Source organism: Arthrobacter sp. UNC362MFTsu5.1 (assembly GCF_000685965.1).
Classification (GTDB): Bacteria; Actinomycetota; Actinomycetes; order Actinomycetales; family Micrococcaceae; genus Arthrobacter.
Genome location: NZ_JMLE01000002.1, coordinates 138,720 through 155,528, shown reverse-complemented (window position 1 = coordinate 155,528; position 16,809 = coordinate 138,720). Strand labels below are relative to the sequence as shown.

The window sequence follows — 16,809 nt, the reverse complement described above, 5'->3', positions numbered from 1 at the left end:
GAGAACGGCTTGTTTCTACTGCGTGAGTGCTACCCCGGATCCTCCGTAGTTGGGAGTTCCTGAACCGCCTAAGGCGAGGCCCTCGGCCAAGGAGACATAACGGGTGAAGTACCCCTGGATACCCCTGCAGTTGCCCGTGCAGGACGGTGCGGCGGAGTCAAGATTTGTCAGCGATGGCCCACCGCCGAACTTGTAGCCGGTGACCTTGAATGCCAAGAATCCAACCAAGGCGTATGTAGCGTGCTGCCCGTTTCCTGTCGCGGTGCTGAACACTGGAATGAGGACGGGCTCCATCAGGAGTGTGGCCAGGATGCCATTGCATTCGCTCGGAAAATCATTGCCGGGGTCGTTGCCAATTTCCGAATTGGCGATGTCGATGTTTGCCGAGCAGCCAGTGTCCCGGTCCAGCCAGCCGAAGCCGCCCTCAGCGTAACCATTCTGCGGCGGGCAACCAGGGTAATCCGGAGTATTTTCGTCGTAACGCAGGAGAATGTGCGTCGGGGTCGGATTGCCCGTGAAGTCACCGGTTGAGTTCAGCTCGGCAAGCTGGCTTGGCGTTAAGTACTTCTCGAAGACGCACTTGCTGATAGTCCACGGAAGGGTTGTTGCCTTGGTCGGCGCCCCCCAGCGTGCCTCGGCCACAGCTCGGATATCCGTAGTGTCGAAACCCATCACGCGGGCGAAGAAAAGGGAAAAGCTGTTGACTCCTGAGCCGGCCTGACGCGTGTTGGTTTCAACCCGGACCGATGTGGTGGTCGGGAACGTTATGGACGCAATTCCGCTGGAGTTGTCGTTGCTGTTGCTGTTGGCTAGTGCACTCCCCGTCGCGTTGTAACTGCCGCATGATCCTTTGCCACAGTCATTTGCGATAGCCAACGCGGAAGCGTCGGCTCCATTCTGCAGTTGGGCTTTTTCCGCATACATGGCGCCGACGTCAACGGCTAGGGCCCCGAACCCCATCAAGACAACGAGGAGCACTGCCACGATGACAGACGCGGCGCCGCGCTCGTCGCGCTCTGCTGCACGCACGGCCCGATGGTGGGCGAAACGTTGTGGAATCAACCGCCGCATCGCATTACTCCTACTCCAGTCATGGACAGCGGGAAAATAACCGGCTGGCCGAAGAAGCCGGCGTCGAGGAAGCCTGTCATTGAGGACATGGTCACCTTGGTGGTGACCGTGACATTTGTGCCGGACGTACAGCTGCCCGCATTGTGTGTGACCGTCACCGGGAGCCCCGAAAGGGACGGTGCCGCCGCCAAGGCCACGGCGCTTACGTCCAGTGACGAGTCGCTGTGATGGATGGCTGCGTACCTGGCCCCTTCACGGGCCGCCTGGGTCAGTGAGACCTGGACATTTAGCACTCGGCCGAATTCGATGATCCCGATAAGAACCAGTAGTAGCAGCGGGAGAACGATCGCCATCTCAACGGCCACTGCGCCGCGTTCTTTCCGTTTTGACTTCAAGACCGTCTCCCCAAACCTTTTGTTAGAGCGGTGAATGTTTCCTATAAGTGGAATGGGCCCTGACGGCGGTTATGCCCACCGCCAGAGCCCAAAGCGTCGTCAGCTCCGTTGAACAAATTTTCTAAAGAGCTGCCGAAACAGAAGTGAAGAGGTCGGCGACCTTCGGGCCGAGGATGATGACCGCAGCCATCACCACAACGGCGATGAAGGCGACCATGATGCCGTACTCGACCATCGTGGCGCCCTTTTCCTCTTGCAGCTTGCCTTTTGCTGTGTGAAGAACGGCATTGATTGTTGCTATGAACGAGTTCATGACTTGCTCCTTGTATAAGACCAAAATTTCAGCCTTCGGTGCCGGCCACTCGAAGAGTTCCCCAGCTGGCTGTGCGAAGGGTTGGTTGCGGTGGCACTTATGGCCACCGCAACCTCGTCGACTAGAGCTTTGCCGAAACTGACGTGAACAGGGCCGCAATCTGCGGGCCGAGGATGATGACAGCGGCCATAACCAGGACGGCGATGAAGGCGACCATGATGCCGTACTCCACCATCGTGGCGCCCTTCTCTTCGCGAGTGAGCCGGTTCTTGACGCCGGCGATAAAGGCAACCATGGAGACCAGTGCAGAGTTCATTTTGTGTTCCTTTTGTGAGTGCTGAATTGGCTTCGAATTCCCGCTCCCCCCAAAAAGGTGTTGCTGGAACTTCGATACACAAAGGAATACAGGAGTCACAAATAGCCCCACAATGAGTGGATGTACTCGTCTTTTAGACACCAGAATCGGGCGTCTACTTGGTGTTACATCCCTATAACCGCGCTACCCAAGTACGCGACTACTTGGTGTACTCGGAAAGGGCTATCGAGGGAAGACTGTGGGCAGGAGAATCCGCCCCACTTCGGCGGCCCATAGAACGGCCAGCAGGCATCCCGCGAACATGGACGGGCCGAAGGGCACAGCCGTCTTTCGGCCCGCAAACCCGCCCGTAACAAGGAGCACACTGGTCACGGCGCCCACAATAAAACCAAGGGCTATCCCGAGTATCAAGTGACCTATCGAGAGGTAGCCCAAGTACAAACCAAGTGGTGCCGAGAGCTTTACGTCGCCCATGCCCATTCCACGGGGGGAAATAACCGCCAAAATCAGGTAGATCACGAAAGTTGCGGCGCATCCGATGACTGCTACGAGCAGATTTCCCCATCGCTGGTTCATGCCGGCGTCCATTAGCAATAGTCCTAGACCGATTCCGAGGGTGGGAACAACGAGCCTGTTGGGCAATAACTTGTGCTGAAGATCGATTCGGGAGAGCACAAATCCAGCTGCGCAGAGGAAAAGGTAGGCCGGCAGCACCCAGGACCAGCCGAACCGCCAAGCCATCGCTCCGAACAGCACGCCGTTTGCAATTGCGCCGGCCCTAGCGTGCCAGCGGACGTGCCCTAGCTCGATATCGGGCAGTAACCGGCGCGTGATGAGAAGGGCAGCGGGTGCCGCGGCGAGGCCCAGGAGGGCGCAAGCGATTACCAGCAGGGCGGCCGGGGGCATTTCAGTCAACAGGGCACCTAAGCTCGGAGTTGTTCATGGTCCACGGCGCCGGACCCGAGCATCAGGTCCGGCGCAGACTGTCTACCTAGAGCCTATTTTGACCAGTGGCCTCTATACCCGCTATTCTTGATAGTCGTTGTGCGTGTCCTTTCTCGATGATGCGTGCCCGCTGAGAATCCGGTTGCAGGATAACTACTCCTCGGGCACATTCGAGACTTCTGGACCACTGGATTCTTGGAGCCCTCACCTCTGTTCCGGTAGCGCATAGATAGTAGGTGCACACGCTTACGTGACACCTAAACAAGAACGCCAGAACAAGAACGAGGCAAACACCGTGCGTACGTACACCCCGAAGCCCGGCGATATCAACCGCCAGTGGCACGTCATTGACGCCACCGACGTTGTCCTTGGTCGTCTCGCCAGCCAGACCGCAATCCTGCTGCGCGGCAAGCACAAGGCCACCTTTGCTCCCCACATGGACATGGGCGACTTCGTCATCATCATCAACGCCGAGAAGGTTGCCCTCACCGGCGCCAAGCTCGAGCAGAAGCGCGCTTACCGCCACTCCGGTTACCCGGGTGGTCTGACCTCCGTCAACTACGCGGAACTGCTTGAATCCAACCCGGTTCGCGCCGTGGAGAAGGCCATCAAGGGCATGCTCCCGAAGAACTCCCTCGCTGCACAGCAGCTGGGCAAGCTGAAGGTTTACCGCGGTGCAGAGCACCCGCACGCCGCTCAGCAGCCCAAGACTTTCGAAATTTCCCAGGTCGCCCAGTAGTCCTGGCCACCAACAACTTATCTATACAAGGAGAATCGTGGCTCAGAACGAAGAACTGACCACCGAGGCCGTTCCGGCTGAGGAAAACCTGACCAGCTACACCTCGGAAAGCGGTCCTGCAGAAGCAGAAGCGCCGAAGAAGGAACGCCCGGCACTGACTGTTGCCGGCGCAGCTGTTGGCCGCCGCAAGGAAGCCGTCGCCCGCGTCCGCATCGTTCCCGGCTCCGGCAAGTGGACCATCAACGGCCGCGAGCTGGCGAACTACTTCCCGAACAAGCTGCACCAGCAGGACGTCAACGAGCCCTTCAAGATCCTCGATCTTGACGGCGCCTACGACGTCATTGCCCGCATCCACGGTGGCGGCATCTCCGGCCAGGCCGGTGCACTGCGCCTCGGCATCGCCCGTTCACTGAACGAGATCGACGCCGAGAACAACCGCGCCACCCTGAAGAAGGCCGGTTACCTGCGTCGTGACGCCCGCGTCATCGAGCGCAAGAAGGCTGGTCTCAAGAAGGCCCGTAAGGCTCAGCAGTACTCCAAGCGCTAATCACGCTTCCCGGAAGCCCGTCCCGCCATTCGGCGGGGCGGGCTTCCGCTGTATGACGGCGCTTATCGCGTCAACTCGTAATAAACAGCCCCGCTGACCTGTTCTGCGACGAAATTTTCCCTCACCCAGAGCAATATTCTGGCTGACTCTCCGCGTCCTTCCAATGTCAATGGCGGCAGGTTCTGGAATGCGAGGGACTGAACCCGACCGTCCTTGACGAGGCTTTGGAATTGCTCCAGAGTCGGATACGGGTCTGTGCCGTCGAAGCCACCCAGGGGCAGCACAGCCCGTCCCGATTCCAGCTGGTAGTTTGCGGCTGTCTCCGAACCGATTACCGCAGTAGCCCACGTCTGGCTTGAGGGAGTTTCTCGTAGGCGACGTATCAGTTCCGGGCTGGGCGAGTCGCCAAACATCACGGACAGGTAGCTTTCGGGCGTCTTGGGCGAGGCACGTTCCCTGTCGTCCGTGCGCATTCCGAAAATGCTCGGCCCGGCAATGACGCCGGCGCCAACATGGCCGGTCAGGACGGTGTTCACGGACCAAATGACGGGGCCGCTTAGGAGGACGCCTATCGAAAGCATGCTGACTGCCCGTCTGACGACCTGTCGAGGCGGCCGCAGCAGGATCCCACCAACGGCAACGCTCCACATCACGACGACCGCGACGGGGAAGCCCGGGAAATCAGCAGTGGACCTGACAGCCGTCACAAACGCGAAGATCATGCTAGCGGCGAAAGTTACCGCTGCCGTGAAACGAATCTTGCTGCTGTCCAGGCCCCGAAGAAAGTACATAAGGGCCACCGCAGCCAAGCAACATAACGGGGGCACCGCAGAGAGCACGTAGTAAGGGTGCAGGATGCCAGACATGAACGCCAGGATCGTTGCCGAACAGCAGAACCAGACGGAGCACATTAGTAGGAAGACCCGGGACGTGAGTTCGCCTTCACGCCGCCTTAGCAGCCATACCGAGATACAAAGTCCAGCCACCGCCAGCGGCAGAAACCAACCGAACTGTCCTGAAAATTGAGGCTGAAGAAATCGTTGGAATCCAGCGTCCAGCTTCTCATTTAACCCGCTGCCAAGTCCGGAACCCATTGTTCGGCTTGCGTCCTCGCCGGTTAGTCGGTCCAAACCGTTGTATCCCATGGTGAGCTCGATAACGCTGTTGTTCCTCGAACCGCCAATGAACGGGCGGTCCGCAGGACTAGTCAACTGGACAACTGCCAACCACCAGCCAGCTGCGATGGCGGAAGCAGCGAGGGCCAGCGACAAGTGCAGCAGGCGTCTGATTACGGAAATGCGTGTGAACACCAGGTAGGCGACGGCCACTCCGGGCAGGACCACGAGCACTTGTAGCTGCTTTGTCAGAAAGGCCGCCCCCGTTAGCGCCCCCGCCATCATGAGCCACCGCAGTCTGCCGCGGTCAATAGACTCTAAGGTGCAAAAGACAATGCCAATCATGATCACGGTCAGTAAGGCGTCCGGGTTGTTATAGCGGAAGATCACAGTGGACACGGGCATTACCGCCATGAACGTCCCGGCGAGCAGTGCCGTGGCCGCGTCAAAGCGTTTCTCCACCATGCGATACAGAAGGTAGACGCTCAGGACTCCCATCACGGCTTGGGGTAGGAGGATGCTCCACGAATTCAGTCCAAACACCCGGGCGGAAAGCGCCATTATCCAGATGCTGAGAGGTGGTTTATCTACCGTGATCGCATTTCCTGGGTCCGAGGAGCCAAATAGGAGTGCAGTCCAATCGAGCGAACCCGACATGGCAGCGGCGGAATAGTAGGCATTGGCCCACCCGTTCCGGTCCAGGCCCCACGTGTAAAGAATCGCTGTGAACGTTAGAAGGGCCAGCAATGCGGGACGTTGCCACGCTGGGGATTTCTGGGGACCTCTGAAAAATTGAATGACAGGTGATGATAGCCGCCCATGTTCGCCCTTTGCTGACAGCTCGGCCTGTGCGGCTAGGCGGCTCACAGTGCCGGCTCTTTGGATGGGGTCAGGCTAACGGCGTGCACCGGCGCAGTGGAGCTCCGCCTGCGAAACACCCAGAGCCGAAGCAGTACGAACCTCATCAGCGTAGCCAGGACGTTAGCCGCGGTCAGGACGATCAGCTCATGGCTTGGCGTGGCATCCAAGTAGACAGTATGGAGTGCTGCCAGTGAAGCGGAGGTGATGGTCCAAGCCAACAGGAATACGATCATGCCTTGGAACTGCTGTGTGAAGAGCCTGGCCGGACCTCTGATCCCGAAAGTGAATCTGCGGTTCGCAGCGGTATTCCCCACCGCTGTTAACAGCAGAGACATGAAGTTGGCTTGCTGCGCGCCCATCGGTCCCTGAAGGACGAGGTAGAGCAAAGCGAAGGCGATGGTGGAGGCCGCACCGACAAGTCCGAATCGCAGGACCTGACCAAAGAAGCTTGGACGACCGGGCGGAACAAAAGGTCTGCGCCCAAGTTCCGCATAGATGGCTTGAACTGGAATGGAACCCTTCATCAGCCCTCCTCCAACCCTGATCAGGCCCCGCAGATCATCCACAGCCGTCTGCCTGATGTCGACTCGGCTATCGGGATCGTCAACCCAATCCACGGGTATCTCATGGATCCGGAGCCCTGAACGTTCGGCGATTATGAGCAGTTCGGTGTCGAAGAACCAGCCGTTGTCCTCCACGAGCGGAAGTAGCTTCTTCGCTACGTCAGCTCGGATGGCTTTGAAACCGCACTGTGCGTCAGAGAACTTGACCTGCATGGTCCGCTTGAGAAGAAAGTTGTAGCAGCGGGAAATGAATTCCCGTTTGGGGCCGCGGCTGACTCTGGAGGTGGCGCCCAACCTGGTGCCAATGGATACGTCCGAATGGCCGGACAGCAACGGGGCAACCAGCGGAGGCAGTGCTGCCAGATCCGTAGAGAGGTCGACGTCGAGGTACGCCAAGACCCTTGCGGTCGAGGCCCCCCATGCGTCCCTCAGTGCAAAGCCCCGGCCTTTGACCTGCAGCCTGCGATAAACAACGTTGGGCAATTGCGTTGCTAAGCGTGTGGCGATGACAGCAGTGTTGTCCGTGCTGGCATTGTCCGCGATGGTAATTTGCCACGTTGAAGGCATTTCCTGCGATAAGTATTCGGCGAGCCTGCTGATGCTTTTCTCGAGCACCGACTCTTCGTTGAAGACCGGTACTACGATTTCGAGCGCCAAGCCCCCAGAGCTAGGTGTCATGCCTCGAATGCTAGAGAGCCACTAGTAGCTCTGACGAGGGGTTTTGGGAAAGACGAGTACAAAGTGCGGCATATCCAAGTAGTCCAAACGAGTAGCCTCCTGGGGCTGCGTACTACCTGCGCGTCACCTGTCACCACAAGCACGGTGAGGGACAGCCCGGCCCAGTGGGTCCATCGTCTAAACTTGACCCGATGTCTAGATTATTTGGAACAGATGGTGTCCGGGGCCTGGCTAACGGCCTGCTCACAGCAGAGCTGGCGATGCAGCTGGCGCAAGCGGCCGCCGTCGTACTCGGCCACGAACGCACCACCAACGGCACCCGTCCGCGCGCCGTGGTGGCGCGCGATCCGCGTGCCAGCGGCGAGTTCATCTCGGCAGCGGTCGCGGCGGGACTCTCCAGTTCCGGCATCGATGTCTACGACGCCGGCGTCCTCCCCACACCTGCCGCCGCCTACCTGGTGGCCGACCTTAACGCCGACTTCGGCGTCATGATCTCTGCCTCCCACAACCCGGCGCCGGACAACGGCATCAAATTCTTCGCGCGGGGCGGCCAGAAGCTGCCTGACGAGGTGGAAGATGCCATCGAGGCGCAGATGGGCAAAGACCCTGTCCGGCCCACAGGCAGCGACGTGGGCCGTATCCAGACGTTCTCCGACGCCGAGGACCGCTACATCGTCCACCTCCTCGGAACCCTGCCGCACCGCCTCGACGGGCTGAAAGTGGTTCTCGACTGCGCCCACGGCGCAGCCAGCGGCTGTTCACCGCAGCTCTTCAACGACGCCGGCGCCGAGATCGTGGTCATTGGCGCCGAGCCCGACGGCCTGAACATCAACGACGGCGTGGGCTCAACCCACCTCGGCGCCCTCCAGCGCGCAGTGGTGGAACACGGTGCGGACCTGGGCATCGCCCACGACGGTGACGCCGACCGGTGCCTTGCCATCGACCATGAAGGCAACGAGGTGGACGGTGACCAGATCATGGCCATCCTCGCCCTGGCGCTGAAGGAATCCGGCAAGCTCACGGACAACGTCCTGGTGGCCACTGTCATGAGCAACCTCGGCTTGAAGATCGCCCTCCGCAACGCCGGCATCACCATCCGCGAAACTGCGGTGGGGGACCGCTACGTTCTCGAGGAAATGCGCGACGGCGGCTACAACCTTGGCGGCGAGCAGTCCGGTCACGTGATCTTCGCCGATCACGCCACTACAGGCGACGGCCTCCTGACCGGCCTGCAGCTGGCCGCCCAGGTGGCTCTCACGGGCAAGCCCTTGAAGGAACTCGCCACAGTGATGACCAAGCTTCCGCAGCTGATGATCAACGTCAAGAACGTGGACAAGGCCCGGGCTGGGACCGACGAAGGGGTTCTGGCTGCTGTGGCGGAGGCTTCCGCGGAACTCGGCGAGACCGGCCGTGTGCTCCTCCGGCCGTCCGGAACCGAGGCCTTGGTGCGTGTGATGGTGGAGGCTGCCGACATGCCCACCGCCGAACGGATCTGCAAGCATCTCGCGGCCGTGGTGCAGGAACGACTGGCGGTAGCGCCCGCAGCCTGACCCAGACCGTAGCCTAGCCCGATCCAGCAAACAAAAAGTGGTCCGCCTCTCCGGAGGCGGACCACTTTGTTATGTCCCGGAAGCTAGGCCCGGGGCCTGGCCTGGAGGGAATCGCGGATTTCCGTGAGGAGTGCGATCTGGGGGTCCTCGGCGGCCTCTTCCTTGACTTCGGTATCAATACCGAGCCGGCGGTTGCGGCGTTCGATCATGTGGTTCATCGGCATGATGACCACGAAGTAGATGGCGGCTGCCACCAGCAGGAACGAAATGATGGAGGAGATGACGGATCCGTACATGAACCCCTCCCACTGCATTTCTTCAATGCCCTTGGCATTGAACAGACGGCCGATCAGTGGAGTCAGCAAGCCTTCAACGATTGAGGTCACGACGGCGCCGAAGGCGGCACCCATGACCACTGCGACGGCAAGGTCTACGACGTTGCCCTTCATAATAAAATTCTTGAATCCGGTCAACATGGGACTGAGCTTAACCCTGTCTTGTGAACACGGTGTGACAGTAGGGTAATTTCGCGGGGTGTGTCGTCGGTCACTGGCCCTTGACGGCGGGAATTGGTTTCATATGTGTCGGGGCGTGCCGGTGTTAAAGTTAGCGGACTACTCTTCAGACTAATGACTTTGTAGCCGTATGCTTGCCCAACTACGGATGGGGGGCCGACGGAATGACACTGGAGAACGCGTTGGGCGCGACTCGAAACTCGCTAAACGGCATGCGACTAATTTTGGCTGTCTGGGTTATTGTCGCGCACAGCTGGTGGTTGACGGGGCTCGGACCCGGACCGGCGGTGGCCGGCGGTCAGTTGGGATCCTGGGCCGTAGTGGGTTTCTTTGGAATCTCTGGATATCTCATAACACTCAGCAGGCTGCGTTCCAGGAACGTTGCTGCGTTCTTCCGTGCGCGTTTCCTCCGGATAGTACCGGGGTTGGTCGTTTGCTTGATGTTGATCGCCTTTGTTATGGCCCCGATCGGGGCATTCCTTGGCAGTGGAACGTACAGCACTTTCGATGCAACGGCTTTCGTCGCAAACAACCTTTCACTTATCGGCACGCAATTAGGCAATGTTCCTATTGGCTCCACTCTTGCCGATGTGCCAGGGGCCGACGAATGGAACTCGCCGCTCTGGACGCTCTTCTGGGAGGTCCTGTGCTATGCCCTGGTTGGATCGCTCGCGCTGCTAAAGCCCGAGTTGTTTCGCGTAGCCATCGCAATCTTTTTCGGCCTAGCGATGGGCACTCTTGTTTTTCAGGTGATGGCCCAGGGTCCTACGGCAGGGCCATGGGGAAAAATTCTTTGCCCGACCGCAACCTTTCTCGCCGGATCTGTTTTGTGCCTCTTCCGGTCAAGGGTCTTCTTGCGAGGAGACATCGCAATGGTCGCCGCGGCTCTGCTTGCTCTGTCGTACTCTGCGGATTTCTTCATCGCCTTCTGCCCACTGCCCTTGGCGTACTTAATCCTTTGGTTCGGTTCGTCGCCGGCGCTCCACCGAATCGGTTCTCGATACGACATTTCCTACGGCATGTACATCTATGGCTGGCCAGTTCAGCAGCTCCTTGCTTTGGCTGGAGTGGACGCCCTGGTGCCATTGGGTGGCTTTGCCGTATTTTCCGTACTGGCAACAGCCCCTTTGGCTTGGCTGAGCTGTGTGCTGATTGAAGGTCCTGCGCAGCGCTTTGGTCGGCGAGTCTTCACCCCTCGCTTCGCATCCGCATTGGCGCTGGCCTGAGACCTGACGCGGGTCGACGATACACCGCGTCCCTGGCGAGAAGGGCTGAACGTGACCGCCCTACAAGTACCCCGGCGCCGCTTCCAGTCCGAAGTACTCTTCCAGCGTCACGATGCCCTTGGCGGCCATGTCCATGGCGGCTTCCACGCCGATGTATCTCAGGTGCCAGGACTCGTAGTAGTAGCCCGTGATCTGGTGGAACATCCACGGGTACCGCACCACGAAGCCGAAGCGGTGGGCGTTGGCTTTGGCCCACACCGCGGCCGGCTGCTCGGCGAAACACGGCTGGAACCCGCACGCCCCGCCGCCGTCGCCGATGTCGAAGGCCCAGCCGGTCTGGTGCTCCGAGAACCCGGGCCTGGCCGAAGCTGTGTCCGCCTCGGCCTGACCCCTGGACGCCACATAGCTGTTGTACGTTGCCACCTGGGTGCCGTAGGACCGGTAACCGCTCGCCAGCGTCATGGTGACGCCGTCTCCCGCGGCCGCGGCGAACATCTGCTCCGCGGCAGCCGCCGTGGTGCTGTTTAGCTGCGCCGACTCGCCCGAAACGGCCAGGGCGATGTTGGGCTGGACGAGGTCCGCCGGGACGTAGTCGGCGGGGGAGAGCGGCCGGTGCTTGTTGACCACCAGCCACGGGCTGGCGGGATCCGTCAACGAATGCTGCTGGGCCAGTCCGGCCGCGGGCGACGTAGGCGTCGGCGCGGCAGTGGGTGCCGGCGCGGCCACCGTTCCGGGTTCGGTGGCGGCAGCGCTCGTCTCCGGGCCGGCGGACGACGGCGGTGCCGCCTGCGAAGCGGAGGCGGAAGTTACGGACGGGGAAGCCGACGACGGCGGCCGGTTTCCGCCGTCGGGCGTGCAGGCTGCCAATGCAGTCAGTCCCGCGCCGGCGGCCAGGAGCCTTGCGATGGCCCGCCGGGTCGGTGCTGTGGGAGCAGGCACGGATTCAGCAGCCCCAGGAACCGCAGAACAGTTGTGGCACGCCTGTGCTAGACCTTCCGCAGGAGCATGCGGCGGATGGAGTGATCCGCTTCCTTGGTGAGCACGAGCTGCGCCCTGCCCCGCGTGGGGAGGACGTTTTCCTCGAGGTTGGGCTCGTTGATGCGTTTCCAGATGTCGCGGGCGGTGCTTTCTGCTTCCTCGTCGGACAGCGTCGCATAGCGGTGGAAGTAGGATTCCGGCTGGGCGAAGGCGGTGGTGCGCAGCTTGCGGAACCGGTCCACGTACCATTCCTCGATATAGGAGGTCTTCGCGTCCACGTAGATGGAGAAGTCGAAGAAGTCGCTCAGCGCGAGCCCCTGCTTGCCGTCATGGCGGGGCCGGGCGGGTGCCAGGACGTTCAAGCCTTCGACGATCAGCACGTCCGGGCGGCGGACCACCACTTCCTTGCCGGGCACAATGTCGTACGTGACGTGGGAGTACCAGGGTGCCCGGACCTCTTCCGCGCCGCCCTTGATCTCGCTCACGAAGCGGAGCAGGGCTCGGCGGTCGTACGACTCCGGGAAACCCTTCCGCTCCAGGAGGTGCCGGCGCTTGAGCTCTGCCAGGGGATACAGGAAACCGTCGGTGGTAATGAGCTCCACGTTCGGCGTCCCGGGCCAGCGGCGGAGCATCTCACGGAGCACGCGGGCGATGGTGGACTTGCCCACGGCCACGGAACCGGCCACGCCGATCACAAAGGGGGTGCGCTGCGTCTGCTCGCCGAGGAAGGTGGTGGTGGCGGCGTGCAGCTGGCCCGCGGCCTCGACGTAGAGGTGAAGCAGCCGGGACAGGGGCAAATAGACTTCGCGGACTTCCTTCATGTCCAGCGGATCACCGAGCCCTCTGAGACGGACCACGTCCTCTTCGTTAAGAGGCTGTTCCATCTGGGCTGCGAGCCGGGACCAGGTCTGCCTGTCCAGCTCCACGAACGGGGAGACGCCCTCTCCATTCGCTTCGTTGCGTTGCAAAGTCACGTTAGAGATTCTGCCCTCCGCGACGCTGAGAGCGAAATGCAGGGCGTCGCATCCGCTGCAACGGGGCCCGGGAACAGTGTCGCCGGGGCCGTGCCAGACCTCAGCGGACCACTACTCCATATAAGCTTGGCTCTATGTGTGGAATCGTAGGATACGTAGGCCATTCGTCAGGCCGGGTAAATGTTGGCCACGGCGCGTTGGACGTTGTCCTTGAGGGACTCCGCCGTCTGGAGTACCGCGGGTATGACTCGGCAGGCGTTGCTGTGGTGGCGGACGGAACCATTTCGTCGCGCAAGAAGTCCGGAAAGCTGAGCAACCTGCTCGCTGAACTGGAAGAGAAGCCGCTGCCGGATTCCGTCACCGGGATCGGGCACACCCGCTGGGCCACGCACGGCGGCCCCACGGACCAGAATGCGCACCCGCACCTGTCCGACGGCGGCAAGCTGGCCCTGATCCACAACGGCATCATCGAAAACTTCGCCGAGCTCAAGCTGGAACTGCTCGAAAAGGGCACCGTGTTCGCGTCCGAGACGGACACCGAGGTGGCCGCGGCGCTGCTGGGCGACATCTTCCGGAACCAGCTGAACGGCGACGCCTCCAACGGCGGCCTCACCAAGGCCATGCAGCTTGCCTGCCAGCGACTGGAAGGCGCCTTCACCCTGCTGGCCGTGCACGCGGATCAGCCCGACGTCGTCGTCGCCGCCCGCCGCAACTCCCCGCTCGTGGTGGGCCTGGGCGAGGGCGAGAACTTCCTCGGCTCAGACGTCTCCGGCTTCATCGACTACACCCGCCGGGCCGTGGAGCTGGGCCAGGACCAGATCGTGACCATCACCGCGGACACCGTGGAGATCACCGACTTCTTCGGCGCCCCGGCCCAGGGCAAGGAATACCACGTTGACTGGGATCCGGCCTCGGCCGAGAAGGGCGGCTACCCGTCCTTCATGGAGAAGGAGATCCATGACCAGCCCGACGCCGTCGCCAACACCCTGCTGGGCCGCTCGGACCTTGACGGCAAGCTGACCCTCGATGAAATGCGCATCGACCCGGAGCACCTGAAGAAGATCAACAAGATCATCGTGCTGGCCTGCGGCACCTCCGCGTACTCCGGCCAGGTGGCCAAGTACGCGATCGAGCACTGGTGCCGGATCGCCACCGAGGTGGAGCTCTCCCACGAGTTCCGCTACCGCGACCCGATCGTGGACGAGAACACGCTGATTGTGTCCATCTCGCAGTCCGGCGAGACCATGGACACCCTGATGGCCGTCCGCTACGCGAAGGAACAGGGCGCCAAGACCCTCTCCATCTGCAACACCAACGGCTCCACCATCCCGCGCGAATCCGACGCCGTGCTGTACACGCACGCCGGACCGGAGATCGCCGTCGCCTCCACCAAGGCCTTCCTGGCGCAGATCACCGCCGCCTACCTGCTGGGCCTGTATCTGGCACAGCTGCGCGGCAACAAGTTCCAGGGCGAGATCAAGGACATCCTGGCCGACCTGGGCAAGGTCCCGGCAAAGATCCAGCAGGTCCTGGACCATGTTGACGAGATCAAGGACCTGGCCCGGTCCATGGCCGGGGCCAAGTCCGTGCTGTTCCTGGGCCGCCACGTCGGGTTCCCGGTGGCCATGGAAGGCGCGCTCAAGCTCAAGGAACTGGCGTACATCCACGCCGAGGGCTTTGCCGCCGGCGAGCTGAAGCACGGCCCGATCGCGCTGATCGAGGAAGGCCAGCCGGTCTTCGTGGTGGTCCCGTCCCCGCGCGGCCGGAACTCGCTGCACGCCAAGGTGGTCTCCAACATCCAGGAAGTCCGGGCCCGCGGCGCGAAGACCATCGTCATCGCCGAGGAAGGCGACGAAGCGGTCAAGGCCTACGCCGAGCACGTCTTCTACATCCCCGAGACGCCTACGCTCCTGGCGCCGCTGCTGGCCGCCGTTCCGCTGCAGATCTTCGCCCTCGAACTTGCCACGGCCAAGGGATACGACGTGGACCAGCCACGCAACCTGGCCAAGAGCGTGACCGTAGAATAAGCCGCATGATTGTTGGCATTGGCGTAGACGTCGTAGACATTGAACGGTTCGGCCGGCAGCTGGAGCGGACCCCCGGGCTCCGTGACAGGCTGTTCGTTCCGGCCGAACGGGAACTGAACACCCGCTCCCTGGCCGCGCGCTTTGCGGCCAAGGAAGCCGTGGCCAAGGTATTGGGCGCGCCGGCGGGCATGAACTGGCAGGACTGCTGGATCGGCCTTGACCAGAACGGGCCCACCATCCAGGTTAAAGGCACCGTGCTGGCCGTCGCCGAGTCCAAGGGCGTCAAACGCTGGCACCTCTCGATGAGCCACGACGGCGGAATCGCCACGGCGACCGTCCTCGCGGAGGGCTGACGCGGACTTTCACCTGACAGCCCTGCCGCGGACCCAGCACCGATTGGACTGAATATGATCAGCGCCTACACCGGAACCCAAATACGGGAGGCCGAAAAACGGTTCTTTCAGGCAAGCCTGGACTCTGGTGCGGGCGCTGTTCTTATGCAACGCGCAGCCTACGGGCTGGCCAACGCCGTGGTCCGTGAGCTTGTTTCGCGCGGGATCCGCCCCTATGGTGCGAGCGTCGCCGTCCTTGCCGGCAAAGGCAACAACGGGGGAGACGGGCTTTTCGCCGCCGCTTTCCTGGCTGCCCGGGGAATGCGTACGACGGCGGTGCTCACCGCCGGTGACGCCCACCCTGACGGCCTGGCCGCCTTTGAACGGGCCGGCGGCCGTACCCTGACCCTCAGCGACCACAACGCTGGCGAGCTGGCAGCGGCCGGCGCCCGCGCCGACGTCGTCATTGATGCCGTGCTGGGGACCGGCGCCCAGGGAGGCCTCCGCGGCGCCGCGGCGTCCCTGATCGAGAAGCTGAACGGCGGGGCACACGGGTTTGTGGTGGCCTGCGACATTCCCAGCGGAGTGAACGCGGACACCGGCGAGTCCTATGACCCGGTCCTTCCAGCCGATATCACCGTGACTTTCGGCGGCGCGAAGGCCGGCCTGCTCGCCGATCCCGGCGCCGACCACGCCGGACGCGTACTGGTCATACCCATCGGCATCGAAACCGAACTGCCCCTGCCGGTGCTGCGGCGCCTGGAATCCGCCGACCTTGCCCGCCTGCTGCCCCCGCCGGCCCGCCGCTCCCACAAGTACACCCGCGGTGTCCTGGGAATCGTTGCCGGCTCACAGCAGTACCCGGGTGCCGCCGTGCTCGCCTGCCGGGGCGCCCTCGCGGCGGGGGCCGGCATGGTCCGGTACCTCGGCCCGCCCGAGGCAACCCGGCTGGTCCGGCAGGCCTGCCCGGAGGTAGTGTGCGGGCCGGATGCCGTGGCCGACGCCCACGTCCAGGCCTGGCTGGTTGGCCCGGGCATCGCCGACCGTGACGACGACCAGCTCCGCCGCGCGCGCGACGCCGTGGAGACCGGACTGCCCGTGGCTGCCGACGCCGGCGCGCTGCCGGCCCTCCCGGACGTCCTGCCGCCGCGTGTGGTGCTCACGCCCCACGGCGGCGAACTGGCCCGCCTCCTGCAGCGCTACGGGATCGACCTGGGGCGGCAGGGCGTTGACGGCGCCACGCTCGATGCCGTTCGCCAGGCGTCCGAACGCACCGGAGCCACCGTCCTGCTGAAGGGCGCCACCACACTGGTGGCGCCGCCGTCGGGCCCGGTTTTCAGCCAGTCGGAAGCCACCCCGTGGATGGCCACCGCCGGAAGCGGCGATGTGCTGGCCGGGATCCTCGGCTCCCTGCTGGCCCAGCATTCGGACGACGAGGACAAGTTTGACGCGTGCGGGATCTCCGCGGAACAGCGCTGGGCGGCCATCGGCGCAATGGCGGCGAGCCTGCACGGCCGAGCCGGAACCCTTGCCTCCGCCGGCGGACCCGTCACCGCCGGTGCCATCGCCAGCCACCTGCCCGAGGTGATGCGGACTTTGTAATCATTTGGCGCAAGACGCAGGAAACATAATAGTAATCCTACTTACTAGTAGTCTGTCTAGAG

The 16,809-nt window shown here is 62.4% G+C and carries 17 protein-coding genes; 7 read left to right on the top strand and 10 right to left on the bottom strand.

Features of this window, described 5'->3' with window-relative positions:
- Positions 1-15 precede the first annotated feature (15 nt).
- The 5 genes from BS38_RS0103445 to BS38_RS24270 form a co-directional block, all read right to left on the bottom strand.
- On the bottom strand, positions 16-1,071 hold the full coding sequence (locus tag BS38_RS0103445; protein ID WP_051628704.1) for a Tad domain-containing protein: 1,056 nt from the start codon (positions 1,069-1,071) through the stop codon (positions 16-18).
- On the bottom strand, positions 1,059-1,466 hold the full coding sequence (locus BS38_RS0103440; RefSeq protein ID WP_028269543.1) for a TadE/TadG family type IV pilus assembly protein: 408 nt from the start codon (positions 1,464-1,466) through the stop codon (positions 1,059-1,061). The genes BS38_RS0103445 and BS38_RS0103440 overlap by 13 nt, the downstream gene beginning before the upstream one ends.
- Before the next feature lie 121 nt (positions 1,467-1,587).
- Entirely contained in the window at positions 1,588-1,779 is a 192-nt protein-coding gene (locus tag BS38_RS0103435; RefSeq protein WP_028269542.1) for a Flp family type IVb pilin, read from the bottom strand.
- A gap of 121 nt (positions 1,780-1,900) precedes the next feature.
- Positions 1,901-2,095 (bottom strand): Flp family type IVb pilin, encoded by a 195-nt coding sequence (locus BS38_RS0103430; RefSeq protein ID WP_043437555.1) that lies wholly within the window; start codon positions 2,093-2,095, stop codon positions 1,901-1,903.
- A gap of 222 nt (positions 2,096-2,317) precedes the next feature.
- A complete protein-coding gene (locus BS38_RS24270; protein ID WP_051628703.1) occupies positions 2,318-3,001 on the bottom strand; it encodes a prepilin peptidase in 684 nt (227 codons plus the stop codon).
- 334 nt (positions 3,002-3,335) lie between these two features.
- On the opposite strand from BS38_RS24270, the gene rplM reads away from it, so the two are divergent.
- Positions 3,336-3,779, top strand: a complete 444-nt coding sequence (gene rplM, locus BS38_RS0103420) for a 50S ribosomal protein L13 (protein ID WP_011692756.1) — start codon at positions 3,336-3,338, stop codon at positions 3,777-3,779.
- 37 nt (positions 3,780-3,816) lie between these two features.
- Positions 3,817-4,326 carry a 30S ribosomal protein S9 gene (gene rpsI, locus BS38_RS24265; RefSeq protein WP_051628702.1) on the top strand — a complete coding sequence of 170 codons (510 nt, stop codon included), beginning with the start codon at positions 3,817-3,819 and terminating at the stop codon, positions 4,324-4,326.
- A 62-nt stretch (positions 4,327-4,388) separates the two neighbouring features.
- Here rpsI and BS38_RS24260 read toward each other — a convergent pair whose 3' ends face one another.
- Positions 4,389-6,098, bottom strand: a complete 1,710-nt coding sequence (locus BS38_RS24260; RefSeq protein ID WP_269319487.1) for a glycosyltransferase family 39 protein — start codon at positions 6,096-6,098, stop codon at positions 4,389-4,391.
- Between the two features lie 206 nt (positions 6,099-6,304).
- Positions 6,305-7,522, bottom strand: coding sequence for a glycosyltransferase (locus tag BS38_RS0103405; RefSeq protein ID WP_442853332.1), 1,218 nt, complete (start codon positions 7,520-7,522; stop codon positions 6,305-6,307).
- Between the two features lie 212 nt (positions 7,523-7,734).
- On the opposite strand from BS38_RS0103405, the gene glmM reads away from it, so the two are divergent.
- Positions 7,735-9,093, top strand: coding sequence for a phosphoglucosamine mutase (glmM, locus tag BS38_RS0103400; protein ID WP_028269538.1), 1,359 nt, complete (start codon positions 7,735-7,737; stop codon positions 9,091-9,093).
- 83 nt (positions 9,094-9,176) lie between these two features.
- On the opposite strand, the gene mscL is transcribed toward glmM, so the two are convergent.
- The gene (mscL, locus tag BS38_RS0103395) at positions 9,177-9,569 is read right to left on the bottom strand and encodes a large conductance mechanosensitive channel protein MscL (RefSeq protein ID WP_028269537.1); all 393 of its coding nucleotides are present in this window, start codon (positions 9,567-9,569) and stop codon (positions 9,177-9,179) included.
- A gap of 203 nt (positions 9,570-9,772) precedes the next feature.
- On the opposite strand from mscL, the gene BS38_RS0103390 reads away from it, so the two are divergent.
- Complete coding sequence (locus BS38_RS0103390) at positions 9,773-10,834, top strand: acyltransferase family protein (RefSeq protein ID WP_028269536.1); 1,062 nt, start codon at positions 9,773-9,775, stop codon at positions 10,832-10,834.
- 60 nt (positions 10,835-10,894) lie between these two features.
- Here the strand turns inward: BS38_RS0103390 and BS38_RS0103385 are convergent, their stop codons facing one another.
- On the bottom strand, positions 10,895-11,773 hold the full coding sequence (locus BS38_RS0103385; protein ID WP_028269535.1) for a M15 family metallopeptidase: 879 nt from the start codon (positions 11,771-11,773) through the stop codon (positions 10,895-10,897).
- 47 nt (positions 11,774-11,820) lie between these two features.
- Entirely contained in the window at positions 11,821-12,795 is a 975-nt protein-coding gene (coaA, locus tag BS38_RS0103380) for a type I pantothenate kinase (protein ID WP_197024893.1), read from the bottom strand.
- A gap of 125 nt (positions 12,796-12,920) precedes the next feature.
- On the opposite strand from coaA, the gene glmS reads away from it, so the two are divergent.
- Genes glmS through BS38_RS0103365 form a run of 3 tightly spaced genes read left to right on the top strand, consistent with a single transcriptional unit; the run spans position 12,921 to position 16,747 of the window.
- On the top strand, positions 12,921-14,813 hold the full coding sequence (gene glmS, locus BS38_RS0103375; RefSeq protein ID WP_028269533.1) for a glutamine--fructose-6-phosphate transaminase (isomerizing): 1,893 nt from the start codon (positions 12,921-12,923) through the stop codon (positions 14,811-14,813).
- Positions 14,814-14,818: 5 nt separating this feature from the next.
- Positions 14,819-15,166 (top strand): holo-ACP synthase, encoded by a 348-nt coding sequence (locus BS38_RS0103370; protein ID WP_011692749.1) that lies wholly within the window; start codon positions 14,819-14,821, stop codon positions 15,164-15,166.
- A gap of 54 nt (positions 15,167-15,220) precedes the next feature.
- Entirely contained in the window at positions 15,221-16,747 is a 1,527-nt protein-coding gene (locus BS38_RS0103365; RefSeq protein ID WP_028269532.1) for a bifunctional ADP-dependent NAD(P)H-hydrate dehydratase/NAD(P)H-hydrate epimerase, read from the top strand.
- The last annotated feature ends 62 nt before the right edge of the window (positions 16,748-16,809 follow it).